Annotated in this window: 11 protein-coding genes; 8 read left to right on the top strand and 3 right to left on the bottom strand. The window is 60.9% G+C overall.

Annotation, left to right across the window (positions count from 1 at the left end; translation table 11 throughout):
• The 5 genes from C7378_RS18175 (at position 1) to C7378_RS04720 (ending at position 5,156) form a co-directional block, all read left to right on the top strand.
• A complete protein-coding gene (locus C7378_RS18175; RefSeq protein ID WP_424221170.1) occupies positions 1 to 60 on the top strand; it encodes a hypothetical protein in 60 nt (19 codons plus the stop codon).
• A 30-nt stretch (positions 61 to 90) separates the two neighbouring features.
• Entirely contained in the window at positions 91 to 1,137 is a 1,047-nt protein-coding gene (locus C7378_RS04735) for an MBL fold metallo-hydrolase (RefSeq protein WP_165876660.1), read from the top strand.
• Between the two features lie 200 nt (positions 1,138 to 1,337).
• A complete protein-coding gene (locus C7378_RS04730) occupies positions 1,338 to 1,649 on the top strand; it encodes a co-chaperone GroES (RefSeq protein ID WP_131992383.1) in 312 nt (103 codons plus the stop codon).
• A gap of 87 nt (positions 1,650 to 1,736) precedes the next feature.
• Positions 1,737 to 3,404 (top strand): chaperonin GroEL, encoded by a 1,668-nt coding sequence (gene groL, locus C7378_RS04725; RefSeq protein ID WP_131992380.1) that lies wholly within the window; start codon positions 1,737 to 1,739, stop codon positions 3,402 to 3,404.
• A gap of 312 nt (positions 3,405 to 3,716) precedes the next feature.
• Positions 3,717 to 5,156, top strand: a complete 1,440-nt coding sequence (locus C7378_RS04720; protein WP_131992377.1) for a PAS domain-containing protein — start codon at positions 3,717 to 3,719, stop codon at positions 5,154 to 5,156.
• An 18-nt stretch (positions 5,157 to 5,174) separates the two neighbouring features.
• On the opposite strand, the gene C7378_RS04715 is transcribed toward C7378_RS04720, so the two are convergent.
• Complete coding sequence (locus C7378_RS04715; RefSeq protein ID WP_131992374.1) at positions 5,175 to 5,555, bottom strand: DUF302 domain-containing protein; 381 nt, start codon at positions 5,553 to 5,555, stop codon at positions 5,175 to 5,177.
• 120 nt (positions 5,556 to 5,675) lie between these two features.
• Between C7378_RS04715 and lptG the strand changes: the two genes are divergently transcribed.
• On the top strand, positions 5,676 to 7,997 hold the full coding sequence (gene lptG / locus C7378_RS04710; RefSeq protein ID WP_131992371.1) for an LPS export ABC transporter permease LptG: 2,322 nt from the start codon (positions 5,676 to 5,678) through the stop codon (positions 7,995 to 7,997).
• A gap of 27 nt (positions 7,998 to 8,024) precedes the next feature.
• Here lptG and smc read toward each other — a convergent pair whose 3' ends face one another.
• Positions 8,025 to 11,855: a chromosome segregation protein SMC gene (smc, locus tag C7378_RS04705; RefSeq protein WP_131992368.1), complete on the bottom strand. Its 3,831-nt coding sequence runs from the start codon at positions 11,853 to 11,855 to the stop codon at positions 8,025 to 8,027.
• Between the two features lie 289 nt (positions 11,856 to 12,144).
• Entirely contained in the window at positions 12,145 to 12,627 is a 483-nt protein-coding gene (locus tag C7378_RS04700; protein WP_131992365.1) for an AI-2E family transporter, read from the bottom strand.
• A 296-nt stretch (positions 12,628 to 12,923) separates the two neighbouring features.
• Between C7378_RS04700 and C7378_RS04695 the strand changes: the two genes are divergently transcribed.
• Together C7378_RS04695 and C7378_RS04690 are read left to right on the top strand one after the other, a co-directional pair.
• Positions 12,924 to 13,706 (top strand): ABC transporter ATP-binding protein, encoded by a 783-nt coding sequence (locus C7378_RS04695; RefSeq protein ID WP_243648065.1) that lies wholly within the window; start codon positions 12,924 to 12,926, stop codon positions 13,704 to 13,706.
• A 269-nt stretch (positions 13,707 to 13,975) separates the two neighbouring features.
• Entirely contained in the window at positions 13,976 to 16,435 is a 2,460-nt protein-coding gene (locus C7378_RS04690; RefSeq protein ID WP_131992359.1) for an ATP-dependent Clp protease ATP-binding subunit, read from the top strand.
• Positions 16,436 to 16,508: the final 73 nt, after the last annotated feature.

Below are 16,508 nucleotides of genomic sequence, written 5' to 3'. Positions count from 1 at the left end.
ATGAAAACGAATGTCTCGGGATTGCTGGGTGGACTGAATCTGCCTGAAGGGCTTCTATAAGCTTGTAGGTAAAACCGGGAGAGGGTGGCCTTGAGAGACGCAACGCGGCGGGATTTTCTTAGACAGGCAGGAGCAGCAGGCGCGGCGCTTGCTTTCAGTGGAGTTCTCCGCGGGCAGACGACGGGACAAACTCCGGCGCAGCAGCAGACCGCCCCGCCACCAGCCCAGTCCCCTGCCCTGCCCGCTGCGCAGACTGGTCCGCCCGGCACGCCCGCTGCTCCTCCGCCGCCTAACCTGGTGCAGCAACTGCGAGCGGCGGGGCCGACGACGCCGGTGAAGGTGACGAAGCTGCGCGACACCCTGTTCCTGCTGCAAGGAGTGGGCGGTAACATGGTGGCCCAGACGGGGCCGGACGGCAAGTTGCTGATCGACGCGAGTGTGGACACGGCGGCGCACCAGGTGAAGCAGGCGCTGGACTCGCTGGGCAGCCAGCCGCTCAAGCTGCTGATCAACACTCACTGGCACTTCGACCACACCTCAGGCAATGCGGCGATGCACGATGCCGGAGCCTTCATCATCGCGCAGGAGAACACGCGTCTGCGCCTCTCGACGCCGCAGCAGATCCGCTTCTATGGCCTGAGCTTTCCACCGGCAGCGACCAGCGCTCTGCCCCAGGCGGTTTTTCCTGAAGAAGAGAAGGTCTTCTTCGACAACGATGAGCTGGACCTGACCCATGCGCCGGCGGCCCATACCGACTCCGACATCTATATTCATTTCGTCAACGGAAATGTGATCCACACCGGCGATCTGTGGTTCAACGGCTTCTATCCGCTGATCGACGACGGCACGGGGGGAACGATCAACGGGATGATCCGCGGGGTGGACGCGTGCCTGGAGCTGGCCGATGACCGCACCAAGATCGTGCCCGGACATGGAGCGCTGGGCGACAAGGCGGCGCTGAAGACCTATCGCGACATGCTGACGACCATCGCCAATCGCGTCGAGAAGCTGAAGCTGGCGGGAGAGACGCTGCAGCAGGCGGTTGCCGCGAAGCCGACGGCGGACCTTGATCCTATCTGGGGCAAGGGAAACATTGCGCCGGACAGTTTTGTAACACTGGTCTACAACACTCTGTAACCGCTCAGATTTATATGAGTGAGATTCACTAACATTTCATCAGTTCCTCCCTTGACAACCGTCATCGTGACCACCTACATTAGCACTCGTAGGGTGACAGTGCTAAGCGCGCGCTGCTCTCCGCAAGGTCTTTGCAAGCATCACTCAAAATTCCATTCATCAAACGCAGGGCTGAATCCCTGCGCGAAGGAGAACTAAGCATGGCAACTGCAACCGTAACAACTACCTTCACTCCGCTGCACGATCGCATTCTTGTCCGCCGCGTAGAAGAGGGCGAGACCGTTCGTGGTGGCATCATCATCCCCGACAGCGCCAAAGAGAAGCCCCAGGAGGGTGAAGTGATCTCCGTTGGCAAGGGCAAGTCGAATGACGAAGGCAAGGTATTCCCGCTGGACGTCAAGGCTGGTGATCGTGTGCTGTTCGGCAAGTACTCTGGCACCGAGATCAAGATCGACGGCGAAGAGTTCCTCATTATGCGTGAGGAAGAAGTCCTCGGCATTCTCAAGAAGTAGGACTGGCCATTGAGGCAGGCGCTTAACGGCGCAAAGACATTTGAAACGCGACACAACACCTTTTAAGAAAGCACTAGGAGAAACACAATGGCAAAACAGATTCTGCATGGAGAAGATTCCCGCCAGGCCATCCTGCGCGGCGTGAACACTCTGGCTGATGCAGTCAAGGTCACTCTTGGCCCCAAAGGCCGCAATGTGGTCATCGAGAAGAAGTTCGGTTCGCCGACGATCACCAAGGACGGCGTGACTGTCGCCAAGGAAATCGAGCTGAAGGATTCCCTCGAGAACATGGGCGCACAGATGGTCCGCGAAGTTGCCTCGAAGACCTCGGATGTGGCCGGTGACGGCACCACGACCGCGACGGTTCTGGCGCAGGCGATCTACCGCGAAGGCGTGAAGACTGTCGCCGCCGGTGCAAACCCGATGGCGCTGAAGCGCGGCATCGACAAGGCTGTTGAGACCATTGTCGGCAAGCGCGACGAGCACGGGGAGGTACACGGCGGAGCGCTGTCGAAGTTCTCGAAGCCGGTGACCGGCGAGATGATCGCCCAGGTGGGCACGATCTCCGCGAACTCCGACTCGACGATCGGCACCATCATTGCCGAGGCGATGAAGAAGGTCGGCAAGGACGGCGTGATCACGGTCGAAGAGTCGAAGACGCTCGAGACGCAGCTGGAAGTGGTCGAAGGTATGCAGTTTGACCGCGGCTACCTGAGCCCCTACTTCGTCACCGATCCGGACCGTATGGAAGCTTCGCTCGAAGAGCCGTACATCCTAATCCACGAGAAGAAGATCAGCTCCATGAAGGACCTGCTGCCGCTGCTCGAGCAGGTTGCCCGCAATGGCAAGCCGCTGGTCATCATCGCGGAAGACGTAGACGGCGAAGCGCTGGCGACCCTGGTGGTCAACAAGCTGCGCGGTACGCTGAATGTCGCTGCAGTGAAGGCTCCGGGCTTCGGCGATCGCCGCAAGGCCATGCTGGAAGATATTGCCAAGCTGACCGGCGGACGCGCCATCACCGAGGACCTGGGCATCAAGCTCGAGAACGTGAAGATCGAGGACCTGGGCCGCGCGAAGCGCGTCAGCATCGACAAGGACAACACCACGATCGTAGAAGGCCGTGGCGAGCAGTCCGCCATTGCCGGCCGCGTGAAGGAGATCCGCAACCAGATCGACAAGACCACCTCCGACTATGACCGCGAGAAGCTGCAGGAGCGCCTTGCGAAGCTGGTCGGCGGCGTCGCCGTCATCAAGGTCGGTGCAGCCACCGAGACCGAGATGAAGGAGAAGAAGGCACGTGTCGAGGACGCAATGCACGCGACCCGCGCTGCGGTAGAGGAAGGTATCGTCCCGGGCGGCGGTGTTGCCCTGGTTCGCTGCACTCCTGACGTCGAAGCGCTGATCAAGACACTGGAAGGCGACGAGAAGATCGGTGCACAGATCATCCGCCGCGCCATCGAGGAGCCGCTGCGCCAGATCGTCGGCAATGCCGGCGAAGAGGGCGCCGTGGTTGTGGGCAAGATCCACGAGTCCAAGGAAGCGCACTTCGGCTACAACGCCGGAACGGGCGTCTTCGAGGACCTGGTGAAGGCTGGCGTCATCGATCCGACCAAGGTCACCCGCACTGCGCTGCAGAATGCTGCTTCCATCGCCGGCCTGATGCTGACGACGGAAGCCATGGTTGCCGACATCCCCGAGCCGAAGGCAGCAGCCCCGGCCGGTGGACACGGCGGCGGTATGGAAGGCATGTACTAAGGAAAAATCTGCCCACAGGCAGACGCGGTACCCAGAAAGCCCGGCTTTGCGCCGGGCTTTCTGCTGTTTGCGGCTCGGACAGCATCCAATGCAGGAAGGTTGTCTCCGGCACTTGCATTGAAGCAGCACTGCTGGCTACCTTTACAAATAATTTTTGACGCCGGATCGTAGTGGATTCGCGTGTGCTGCTTTGGCCGCCAGCTGCAAATGGCGGCGCCGGACGTGCTGCTGGTCAGAACGCAGAAAGGGATATTGTCATTGCCGAACGCCCCCTCGTACCCCAATCCAGACAATGATCATTTACGCAGGCAGATGGCGAGGTTTTTTGATGCGACGACAGACGCCATCGCATTTCTAGATCGCAGCTATAACTTTGCCTATCTCAACCGGCGGGCGCGGGAGCTGTTTTTAGTGGACGGCGAGCTGGTGGGGGCCAATCTCTTCGAGAGTTTTCCGCCGGCTCTCTATGAGAGCTCGTCGCTCGCCGAGAACTATCGCCGCAGCATGGAGCAGGGACAGCGCGGCGAGTTTGAGGTGTACTACCCGGAACCGCTCAACCTCTGGCTCCAGGTCCAATGCTATCCGACCGAGGATGGCATCATGATCTACTTTCGGGACTTTACCAAGGAAAAGCAGGCGCAGGAGGCACTGCACCGCAAAAGTGTGGAAGCCGAGCGTCAACTGGCGGAGATCGAGTCCGTGTATCGCACCGCTCCCATTAGGCTGGCGCTTTTCGATACGCAGGACTTCCGTTATCTGCGGCTGAATGATCGGCAGGCGGCTTTCTTCGGGCTAAAGCCGGAGCAGGTGGTGGGGCGAACCCTGACGGAGATGGCGCCCATCGCAGGCCTCAGAGAGCTGTTTGAACAGGTGATGCGGGGAGTGCCGGTGGTGAACTTTCCTCTGGAGGGAACGCTGGTCACCGACCCGAAGGATTATCGCTACTGGACGGTGAGCTATTTTCCGGTCTTCGGGCCGGATGGGACGATCGTGGCGATCACCGCCGCTTCCCTGGAGATCACCCAACAGAAGAAGGCGGAACTGGCGCTGATCCAGAGCGAGAAGCTGGCGGTGCTGGGCCGCATGGCGAGCTCGATTGCGCACGAGATCAACAATCCGCTGGAGGCTGTCACCAATCTCCTCTACCTGGCGCGGCACAGCAACGACGTTTCTGTGGTGAAGGAATACCTGGAACTGGCGGAAGTGCAGCTGCGCAGAGTGGGGGCAATCACCAGCCAGACGCTGCGCTTTCACAAGCAGGCGACGAATCCGCAGGCTGTGACCGCCGAACAAATCATCGAAAGTGTCCTCTCTATTTATCAGGGCAGAATCGCAAACTCAGCCGTGCTGATCAGCCGGCGGATCCGCGCGCATGAACCGATCCAATGCTTTGATGGAGAGATCCGTCAGGTGATCAGCAACCTGATCAGCAATGCGCTGGATGCGATGAGCACCCACGGAGGATGCCTCTACCTGCGAAGCCGGGTGGCGACCAACTGGAGGACCGGGGAAAGAGGGGTCACCATCACGGTGGCGGACACGGGAACCGGAATGAGCGCAGAGACGCGGGCCAAGCTCTTCAATCCCTTCTTTACCACGAAAAGTATCACCGGGACCGGTCTGGGACTCTGGGTGAGCAAGGAGATCGTCGATCGCCATAGGGGCGCGCTGCGGGCGCGGAGCAGCCAATCAGGCGGCTATCACGGTGCAGTGTTCAATGTATTCCTGCCCTTCGATGCGGTTGTGCGCTAAGCCGCGCAGGAGGCAGACTCAGGCTGCCTCATCGATGATGGCGAGAAGCTCACGCTCCACTTCAGCAGGAAGAGATGGATCGCCCTGCAGGTCTGCTGCCTGAAACAGAGATGTAGGCTTGACGGTGGCGATCACGGAGCCTGCCTCAGCACTAAAGATGGAGATGCGGCACGGGAGAATCGCCGATAGTCTCATGTCGCCGTGGAGAGCCTTATAGGCGGCCTGAGGATTGCAGACATCATAGACCTTGCACTCGGAGCCGAGTTGAATGCCCTTGGAATCGAGCGTCTGCCTGAGATCGTGGATGTGGAGAATGCCGAATTTGTGGGCGGCCACTGCGGCCGTCAGCCGTGTTTCGACTTCTTCAGGAGATCGCGAGGAGTGCTTTGTGTAGGTCATGGATTCCCTTCCTGCCTCGATTTTATTCCTCCTGTCTCGCGCGAGAGCGGCGGGGTGCGCGCGTGACTGGGCGGCTGCCGAGCTACACTGAGAACACAGGAACACGAACACAGGAACGCCGTGCGGATTTTCACTCGTTACATCCTTAAGGAAGTGCTCTCCCATGCGCTGATTGGCGGCGCGCTCTTCACTTTTGTGCTCTTCATTGGGAATCTGCGGCAGCTACTTGAACTGGCGGTGCGGAACAGCAGTTCGCTGGGTGCGGTGGTCAAGATTGTGCTCTTCCTGCTGCCGAACATATTTACAGTCAGCATCCCGATGGCGGTATTGGTCGGGATTCTGCTGGGGTTGAGCCGTCTGGCGGCGGACAGCGAGATCACGGCGATGCGCGCGTCGGGGATGGGCGTGGGCAGCTTCGTGTCGATCGTGTCGATCATCGCGGTGGCGGCATGGGGACTGGGGCTGGCGAATACGCTCTACTTTGCGCCGAAGGCCGCGCAGGGGATGCTGCACATCGAGGAGTACCTGAAGAATACGCAGGCCTCTTACCAGATTGAGCCGCGGGTCTTCTACGAAGACTTCAAGAACTATGTGCTCTATGTGCAGGATGTGCGCTCCGGCGCGGGCGCAGCGAACTGGCACGAGGTTTTCCTGGCGGACATGAGCGACCCGACCTCGCCCAAGGTGACGACGGCAGAAGAGGCAACGGTCGTGAATACCGACGCGCAGACGGTGACGATGCGCCTGCGCGATGGGACGCAGCACGAGACCGAGGCGGCGAAGCCGGGCGAGTATAACGTCGCGACCTTTGCCCAGACCGACTTGCCGCTGCAGACGACCACGCAGGACGAGGACATGCGAGTCGGCAAGGCGAATGTTCCGGTGCTGGCGATGTCAAACGCAGAGCTGATGGCGCGCTCGCGGCAGCGATACGGCAAATGGTTCCTGATCGAGCTGCAGAAGCGGTTTGCCTATCCCGCGGCATGCCTGGTGCTGATGCTGGTTGGGGTTCCGCTGGGACTTTCTTCAAAGCGCGGCGGCAAGAGCGCGGGCTTTGTGCTGACGATCATTCTGGTGTTCGTCTACTACTTCCTCTCTTCGACGGGAGTTGCGCTGGCGCGGCAGGGGAAGGTGCCGGTGACGGTGGGCGTGTGGGGAGCGAACGTTATCTTTGCGCTGTGCGGGATTGTGCTGCTGCGGCAGATGATCACGGGCGGAGCTGCACTGGCGGCGGTGGTCTCAGCGGGATCGTGGCTGAAGCTGAGGACGCGCCGAGGAACGGCGGGGCATACAGAGACGATCCTGACGCCACGGCCACGGCAGGCGCGCGGACACTTTCCGCTGATTCTCGACGACTATGTGCTGCGGGAGTTTCTGCAGACATTCGTGATGGTGCTGGTCACCTTTGTGATGCTGATGCTGGTCTTCACCTTCTTCGAACTGCTGGGAGACATCATCCGCAACAAGACTCCGCTGGTGACGGTGGGCGAATACCTTATCAACCTGACGCCGAGCATGGTCTATCTGATTACGCCGCTGAGTGTGCTGATTGCGGTGCTGGTGACGTTTGGAGTGATGAGCCGCTCGAACGAACTGACGGCGATGAAGGCCACAGGCATCAGCATCTATCGCATGATTGTGCCGGTGCTGGTGATCGCGAGCGTACTGGCGGTATCGCTGTTTGTCTTCGATGAGCTCTACCTGCCGAATGCGAACCGGAGGCAGGAAGCGCTGCGCAGCGTGATCAAGGGCAAGCCGGCGCAAACCTTTGAGCGGCCCGACCAGAAGTGGATTGTCGGCAAACATACGCCGGGGCAGCCGGAACGCATTTTCTATTACGAGTTCTTCGATCCGGACCATGATCGCTTTGCGAACATCACGGTCTTCGAGTTTGACCCGCAAAACTTTTCGCTATCGAGACGCATCTTTGCAGCGAGTGCGCACTGGGAGCCGGAGCTGCACAAGTGGGTCTTCGAGCATGGCTGGGTTCGCTCGTTCAGCGGGGACGAGATCAGCAAATATCAGCAGTTCGAGGTACACACGTTTTCGTCAGTCAACGAAGAGCCGCAGTACTTCAAGAAAGAGACGCGGCAGTCCTCGGAGATGAGCTTCAGCGAGTTGAGCCGTTACATTCACGATCTGCAGCAGAGCGGCTTCGACACGATGCGGCTGCGCGTCCAGCTGAACCACAAGCTGGCATATCCGCTGATCACGCTGGTGATGGCGGTGCTGGCGATTCCCTTCGCGCTGTCCATGGGCAAGCGTGGATCACTGGCGGGCATTGCGGTGGCGATCGGACTGGCGATCGCATACTTTGTGGTGTCGGGAATGTTCGAGGCGATGGGCGACGTGAACATGCTGCCTGCGCTGCTGGCGGCGTGGTCACCGGACCTGCTGTTCGCACTCGCGGGCGGATATCTGCTGCTGCGGACACCGACGTAGTTTCCTACGCCGGTGCCCGCGCGGCGATTACGCGGTTGCGCGGCGCTGCTGTTCTGTCTGGCCGCCGAGACGTACGCTGACCAGCTTCGACACGCCGGGCTCCTGCATCGTGACGCCGTAGATCATGTCACCTGCGCTCATCATGCGCTTGGAATGGGTGACCATGACGAACTGAGTATCCACAGCCATGGAGCGCAGCATGTTTGCGAGGCGTCCTACGTTGGTTTCGTCGAGCGGCGCATCCACTTCGTCAAGCACGCAGAAGGGGCTCGGCTGATAGCGGAAGATGCCCATGAGGAGCGAGAGCGCGGTGAGCGCCTTTTCGCCGCCTGAGAGCAGGAAGACGTTCTGCAGCTTCTTGCCCGGCGGCTGCGCGACGATATCGATGCCGCTGTCGGCAGAGTTCTCCTCGTCGGTAAGCCGCAGGAAGGCCTGACCACCGCCGAAGAGCTGACCGAAGGTGACGCTGAAGTGCTCGTTGATGCGGGCGAAGGCTTCGTCGAACTTGATGCGCGAGATCTGATCGATTTCACGGATGGTTGACTGCGTGTTCTCGATGGAGTCGAGCAGATCTTTACGCTGCGTCTCAAGGAACTGGTGGCGCTGCTCGGTTTCCTTGTACTCCTCGAGAGCCATCATGTTGACGGGGCCCATCGCCTCAAGCTTCTGCTTGAGGCCGCGGCAGGCTTCGTCTTCTTCGCCGAGCGCGTCGCCTTCCAACCGCACGAGTTCCGTATCCTGACGCAGGACGACGGCCTCGATGCCGAGGTCGCTGACGCAGAGCTCCTCAATGTGCTTGAGTTCGGCGGCCAGCGTGGCAGCCGCGGAGCTGCGATGGCTGCGCGTCTCCTGCATAGCGTCCTTCTCGGCGCGCAGGGTCTTGAGCTGCTGCTCGCCTTCGGCAAGGCGGGCGCGCAGGGCCTGGGCGGTCTCAGTGAGACGCGCGACCTCAGTGGTGGCCTGCTCGCGGATGGCGATGAGCTCCTCGCGGCGGATGGAGAGGCTTTCGTTCTCCTGGGTGCGCTGCTGCTGCTCGGCGCGGGCCGCGGTGAGCTGCTGCTCGATCTGGGCGACGCGGCGCTCGAGGTCGGCATACATGCGGTCGATGCGAGCGAAGTTGCCCTCGGCGTTGCGGCGACGCTCTTCCAGCCCGGCGAGCTCGGCGGAGACCTGCGCGGCCTGCTGCTGGGCTGTCTCGCGGGCCTGACGCAGGTCCTCCATGGAGCGCTGCAGCTCCTGCAGCCCTGCTTCAGCGGCCTGATGCTGCGACTCAAGGCGGAGCACTTCTTCGCGCTTCTGCTCGATGAGCGCCTGCTTGGCAGCGAGTGCATCCTTGTTGCGTTCGCCCTGGAGAGTCCAGTCCTGCAGGCGGCGCTCGACGCGTTGCACCTCTGCATCCATCTGGCGCAGGGCAGCGCTCTGGTTGGCGCTTTCGCGCTCAACGTTGCGGCGCTCTTCACTCTTGTGGTCGAGCTGCCGGGTGAGCTCGGCGAGAGACTTTGCGAGCGATGCTGCGGCGATCTCGGCCTGGCCGAGGTCGGCGGTAACCTTGTCGAGCTTCTGCTGGGTCTCGCGGAGCTCACGCTTGAGGGCAAGCGGCCCGGCGGCGCGAGGCTTGCCACCGGTCACGGTGACGTTGTGGAAACACTCCCCCGAAGGCGAAAGGAAGAAGGCGTCAGGATTCTCAAGGGCGAGGCCGCGTGCGGTCTCCGAATCCGGAGTGACGTAGCCGTCGCGCAGCTTGGGCAGCACAACCTCAAGCGAGCGGCCAAAGCCGTCGAGGACACGAACGCAGTCCTTGAGCGCGATGACGCCGCGCTGCTCTCCATATTGCGTCTGGCTGCCGTCGGCGGCGAAGGAAAACTTCGCCTGGGAATCGTCGGGATGGACGAGGAAAGTGGCGCGGCCATCGACATCGCCCTTGAGCAGGCGCATGCCTTCGTCGGCGGCGTCCCAGCTCTTGACGACGATGTAGTTCAGCTCGTCGCGCAGGAATTCATCGACAACATTTTCATACTGGCCGTTGACCTCAAGGAAGTCAGCGAGGGTGCCGACGGGCTTGAGTCCGCCGCCGAGCGAGTTCGCACGGAAGAGCTTCTTGACGGTATCGGTGGAGTAGCTGTGGTCGCGGATGAGCGCGTCGAGAGAGTTGCGGCGGCCGGTGAGAGTCGCCTGCTCGGCGCGCAGCTGGTCGCCCAGGCGCCGGGCCTCGGACTCCTCTGTGCGGCGGGCGGCGATGCCGCTGCGCAGCTCAGCAATTTCAGCTTCGAGGCGATGGAGGGTCTCAGTGATCGACTCAAAGGTCATTGAGACCTGGCCGCGTTCAGCGCCGAGTGCTTCAAGATCGCGGCGAGCGGCGGTCATCTCTGCGGCGAGGCGTTCGGCTTCGCGGTTGAGGGAGACGAGCGACTCCTCGGCCTGCGCGGACTGGTTGCGGACGCTGCCGACCTGCGAGAGCAGCTGCATGGTCTGGCGGCGCTGCGCCTCGGCACGCTGCTCGGCTGCGCTGACGGCCTGGACGGCCTCGCGGGCCTGCTGCTGCCGGGCTTGCGCCTCCTCGCGGAAGCTGGCAGCCTCAGTCGCCGCAGAAGCGAGGAAGGCGCGCTGCGATTCGCGTTCCACCTTCAAAGACTCAAGCTGCTGCCTGCCCTGCTCCAGCTCGGCGGCACCGGCGCTGAGACGCGACTCAAGCTCTGCGACCCGCTCCTGATTAGCGGCCAGGCGGGTGGCGGCACGCTCCAGCTCAACGGCACTCTGGCTGGCCTGCGAGGAGGATTCCTTGGAGGCGGCATCAAGCTCATAGCCGCGGGAAACATCGGTGGAGTGCTCAGCCTCCAGGGTCTCCAGCTTGCCTGCGCGCTCGTCGATCTCAACGGTGAGGGCGGCAATCTCCGCTTCGAGGGCGGCATGGGCGGCATCCATCTGCGCCACCTTGCTGGCGAGGACGATGCGAAGACGGGCCCGGAGCTCATCGCGGAGTGCGCCGTATCGCTCGGCCTTGGCGGCCTGGCGCTTGAGCGAGCCCATCTGGCGGGTGACTTCTTCGAAAATGTCGTTGACGCGGGCGAGGTTCTGCCTGGCCTGTTCAAGGCGGAGCTCGGCGAGACGCTTCTTGGTCTTAAAGCGGGTGATGCCGGCGGCCTCTTCAATAATGGCGCGGCGGTCGTGGGGCTTGGAGCTGAGCAGCTGGCCGATACGCTCCTGCCCGATGATCGCGTAGGACTCAGGCCCGAGGCCAGTGCCCATGAAGATGTCCTGAATATCGCGGAGACGGCAGAGCTTGCCGTTGAGCAGGTATTCGCTCTCGCCGGTGCGGAAGAGGCGGCGGGTGACGACGATTTCGCCCTGCTGCGGGGTCTTCTGGAACTTGCGGCGGCGAATCTTGAGGACGACGGCGCCCTCGGGGAAAACACCCTCCGCTGCTTCCTGCTGCTCGCCCTCGATCACCTGACCCGGTTGCGATTCGGCGATGATCTCCTCGACCTCGGCGGCGCGTTCGGCGCGTATTTTGTCCTCGTCCCAGTCGTTATCCGAGTCGCTGATGACGATTTCAGGCCCCTCGGGCAGCAGCGGACCACCTATATAGGTCTCCGGATCGATGAGGGTGATCGAGACCTCGGCCATGCCGAGCGGCTTGCGGTCGCGGGTGCCGGCGAAGATGACATCTTCCATCTTGCCGCCGCGCAGGGTCTTGGCGCTCTGCTCACCGAGTACCCAGGTGACGCCATCGAGAATGTTTGACTTGCCGCAGCCGTTGGGGCCGACGACAACCGCGATTCCCTGTCCGGGCAGCACGACTTCCGTCCGGTCGCAAAAGGATTTGAATCCGAGGATCTGGATTTTCTTAAGCTTTAACATGCAATCCTGCTCCTTCGAGAGGCGGCAAGGTGGTCTGAAGGGGTCATCTGCTATAAAACTCTAGCGGCGCAGAGAGGCAGGGTCAACCGCATACCCCCAACATGTTGTGGATAAGGCGTACCTAAATCCACATTAGTAAGGCACCCTGTCCCGAAATGGTCCTTTATCGCCAGCGGGCTGCGAAGAATGGAGCCAGAGGAGTCCAGAGTAGCGCAGAAGAAGAGGCTTGCGGCGTAAAAATCGGCGCGCGAACCAGACCCGTCTCCCCTGCAAGGCTGGCAGGCGGGCGTCAGGCGCGGGGTTCTAGGGTCGTCCGCGGTCTACGGAATGCGTAAAAGACGGCCAGCAAAGGCGGCGCCAGAAGAACTCCCCAGAAAGGAATGATGATGCCGAGTGCGATAGGCACGATGATGGAAGCCCAGATGGGCACGCGGGAGACGCGCTTGAGCAGCAAGGGCTGAACCAGGAGCTGGTCGACGATAACGATGGCAGCGTAAAGGCCCAGAACAAGGCCGAGACGATAGACATCGTGCCACTGGACAAGGACGCTGAAGACCGGGCCAATGAGGGCAATGACGCCGCCGATGTTGGGGATGAAGGTCATGAGGCCCCCGATGAGCGCCCAAATGGGCGCGAGGGGAACATGCAGCAGCAACAGGCCGACGAGCCACATGGCGGCGACGCAGAGCGCTTCAATAGAGACGGCGCGCCACCAGTTGACGAGCGCTGTGCCGGCGGTACGGCCAGTGGACTTCAGATCAAAACTGCCCATCGAGCTCCTTAGATGCGCTGATCTGCCCGGAGGATTAAGTACGAATCCCGAGACAGCGGAGCGGGGAGATGCCGCATCCATACTACTCGTGAGCGCTGAAGCATGGCGCTCTGCCGCTGCGACTGCACAGGCGTGGCGGCAAAAGTAAGTGGCGTGATGAGGGGGAACGGGTTTTCGCGATTTCCTCCGCTTGCCGCCGGTGTAGGAGAATCGCGCCAGCCGGTGGACCCCTTGTCCGTCAGTTATGTACTCCCTGCTTCCTCGAGCACATCTTTGCTTCCCTTTTCGGGTTGAGGATGTTAGAGGTAGATATGGAGTTCCACGCCGCCGCTTCGGGTACCACCAGTGCAGCGCCCGCTGCCACCCTGAATCGTAGCGGAGAGGTTGCGCATCCATTACTCAAGGTCAGTAATCTGCGGAAAGAGTATGTGACCGGCCGTGGGCGACTGGTGCTGTTTGACGGTCTCAGCTTCACGGTAAGCGAGGGTGAAATGCTCGCGATCGTAGGCGAGTCAGGTGCGGGCAAGAGCACATTGCTGCATATCCTCGGTGCTCTTGATGGCGCAACAAGTGGTGACGTATACTGCGCCACAACTCACTTGAATACTCTCACCACGAACCAGGCGGCGTCGTTTCGTAATCGCGAAGTCGGCTATGTCTGGCAGTTCCACTACCTGCTGCCTGAGTTTACGGCGGAGGAGAATGTGGCGATGCCGCTGCTGGCACGAGGAGAGGCCAGGAGCACCGCTTTTGTGAAGGCGCGGAAATGGCTGACCGAGGTCGAACTGGCGGACCGCGGCGATCATCGTGCAGGCGAACTTTCCGGCGGGGAGCAGCAGCGTGTCTCCCTGGCGCGTGCCCTGGTGACAGAGCCCAAGCTGCTGCTGGCAGACGAGCCTACAGGCGACCTGGATGGGCGGACGGCGGAGGTCGTCTTCAAGCTGGTAGAAAAACTGCATAGCGAACACCGGCTGACATCCGTCCTGGTGACGCACAATCTTAATCTTGCCCGGCGATGCAGCCGGGTTTTGCGCCTTACGAAAGGCCATATGGAAGAATTGGCCCCCGCAAGCGTCTAATGAAAGATAGAAGTTAGCAGTGTACGACCGGAGGCAGCAGTCAGGCCCCTGGGAAAGCGGGATAAATCGGAAGAAATGGTTTATCTCTCAATAGCCGTTTTAACCCGGAGGTGGGATTGGCTCCGGACGGCAGTTTCCTGAAGATGGATCAGGGAACGATTGGCACGAGGATATCCGCAGTTTGCGCGCGAAGCCCTCATCTGCAGGGCGTTTCAGACCGAAGAGGTCTCTAACGGGCGACATCGGCGGCTGTCTTCCTGAGGGGGAACATGTTCGAACGGTATACAGAAAAGGCACGGCGGGTAATCTTCTTTGCGCGGTATGAGGCGAGCCAGTTCGGCTCTCCCTATATCGAGACCGAACACCTGCTGCTGGGGCTGCTGCGTGAGGATAAGGCGCTGACCAATCGCTTTCTCCGGTCGCATGCTTCAGTAGAATCCATCCGCAAGCAGATTGAGGGACACACGACGATTCGGGAGAAGGTTTCGACTTCAGTCGATCTGCCGCTCTCAAACGAATGCAAGCGAGTACTGGCTTACGCGGCGGAAGAGGCCGAGCGGCTTTCCCACAAACATATCGGGACGGAGCACCTGCTGCTGGGACTGCTGCGCGAGGAGAAGTGCTTCGCGGCGGAGATCCTGCATGAGCGGGGGCTGAAGCTGCTGGCGATCCGCGAGGAGCTGGCCCGCTCCACGCAGGAGAAGGCCCCGGCTGCACAGCGGAGCCGCGAATCGAGCCTGCTGACCGAGTTCTCCCGAGACCTGACGCAGGCGGCGCTCGATAACCAGCTTGACCCGCTGGTGGGCCGCGACAGCGAGGTTGAGCGGGTGGTGCAGATTCTGTGCCGCAGGACGAAGAATAACCCGGTGCTGATCGGTGAACCAGGCGTAGGCAAAACAGCCATTGTCGAAGGGCTTGCGCAGCGAATCTCGGACGGGGATGTGCCCAGCTTCCTGGCAGACAAGAAGGTGCTGGCGCTGGATCTTTCCCTGATCGTAGCGGGTACAAAGTATCGCGGGCAGTTTGAAGAGCGCCTGAAAACCATCATGAAAGAACTGATGGAGAACCAGAACTGCATCATCTTTATCGACGAGCTGCATACGCTGGTCGGCGCCGGGTCGGCGGAGGGTTCGCTCGATGCAGCGAATATCCTGAAGCCTGCGCTGTCACGCGGAGAGATTCAGTGCATCGGCGCAACCACGCCGGCTGAATATCGCAAGTCGATTGAGAAGGATCGCTCGCTGGAACGGCGCTTTCAGGCGGTCAAAGTGCCACCCCCGAACGAAGAGGATGCGATCAAGATCATCATGGGCATCCGCGACCGGTATGAGAAGTTCCATGCGGTCAGCTATACGGACGACTCGATCAACTTCGCGGTTTCGCACTCCAACCGCTACATTCCGGATCGCTTCCTGCCAGACAAGGCTATCGATCTGATCGATGAGGCGGGTGCGAGAGTGAAGCTGCGGCAGACTTCCCTGCCCCAGGAGATTCTCGAGGTTCAGAAGCGGATCAAGTTCATCGTGCACCGGATGGATAACGCAGTCTCAAACCATGAGTTCGAGAAGGCGCGCTTCTACTCCGATGAAGAACGCAAGGAGCGCGACAACCTGCGCGCCCTGCGGGACAAGTATCACCTCGACGACTCGACGGCTTCCATTGTGACGCGGGAGGATATCGAGGACGTGGTGAGCCGCTGGACGGGCGTTCCCATTACGTCGATCAAGGAAGAAGAGACGCAGAAGCTGCTGCGGGTGGAAGAAGAGCTGCATAAGCGGGTGATCTCGCAGGAGAAGGCCATCTCGGCTCTCGCCCGCGCTATCCGCCGCTCGCGCGCGGGACTGAAGTCGCCGAACCGGCCTATCGGCTCGTTCCTCTTCCTGGGACCGACGGGCGTGGGCAAGACGGAGATGGCGCGCACCCTGGCGCAGTTCCTCTTCGGGTCAGAGAAATCGCTGATCCGGTTCGACATGTCGGAGTTCATGGAGAAGCACTCGGTCTCGAAACTGATCGGTTCGCCTCCGGGATATGTGGGATACGAGGAGGGCGGCCAGCTTACGGAACGCGTGAAGCGCTCGCCTTATTCGGTTGTGCTGCTCGATGAAATCGAGAAGGCGCATCCCGATGTCTTCAACATCCTGCTGCAGGTGTTCGAGGACGGCCATCTTACCGATGGACTGGGCAACACGGTCGACTTCAAGAACACGATCCTGATCATGACCTCGAATATCGGGGCGCGGCACCTGCAACGCAAGCAGGGACTCGGCTTCCAGAGCGACCGCGAAGACATGGTGATGGACAAGATCGAAGAACTGGTGAAGAACGAGGTGAAACGCACCTTCAACCCCGAGTTCCTGAACCGCCTGGACGAGGTCATTATCTTCCAGTCGCTCTCGGACGCGGACCTTATCCAGATTCTCGAACTGCTGGTGCAGCAGCTCAACGCAAACCTGGCGCAGAAGGCGATCACAATCTCGGTCGCCGAAGATGCCAAGAAGTGGATTATCGAGAAGACACTGATCGACCGCAGCTATGGAGCGCGCCCGCTGCGCCGCGCCCTGCAGCGCTATGTGGAAGATCCGCTGTCGGAAGCGCTGATTGCCGGAGGCATCTCCGAACGGCCAGCCTTCCTCGAGGTCTACCTTGCGAACAACCAGCTCTTCTATCGTCCGGTCGGCAGCACGGAAGGCGAAGAAAAGCTGGAGGGAGTGCTGCTCTACAGCGCATAAAACAACTGGCGGAAAAGCCAGAAAGGCCCTGTCCAAACCTGGACAGGGCCTTTTCTTTCTATTCGGTTGCTCA

The organism is Acidipila rosea, assembly GCF_004339725.1.
In the GTDB taxonomy this organism is placed as follows: domain Bacteria; phylum Acidobacteriota; class Terriglobia; order Terriglobales; family Acidobacteriaceae; genus Acidipila; species Acidipila rosea.
Note: the sequence above shows the minus strand (reverse complement) of the source record. Positions and strands in the feature narration are given on the sequence as shown.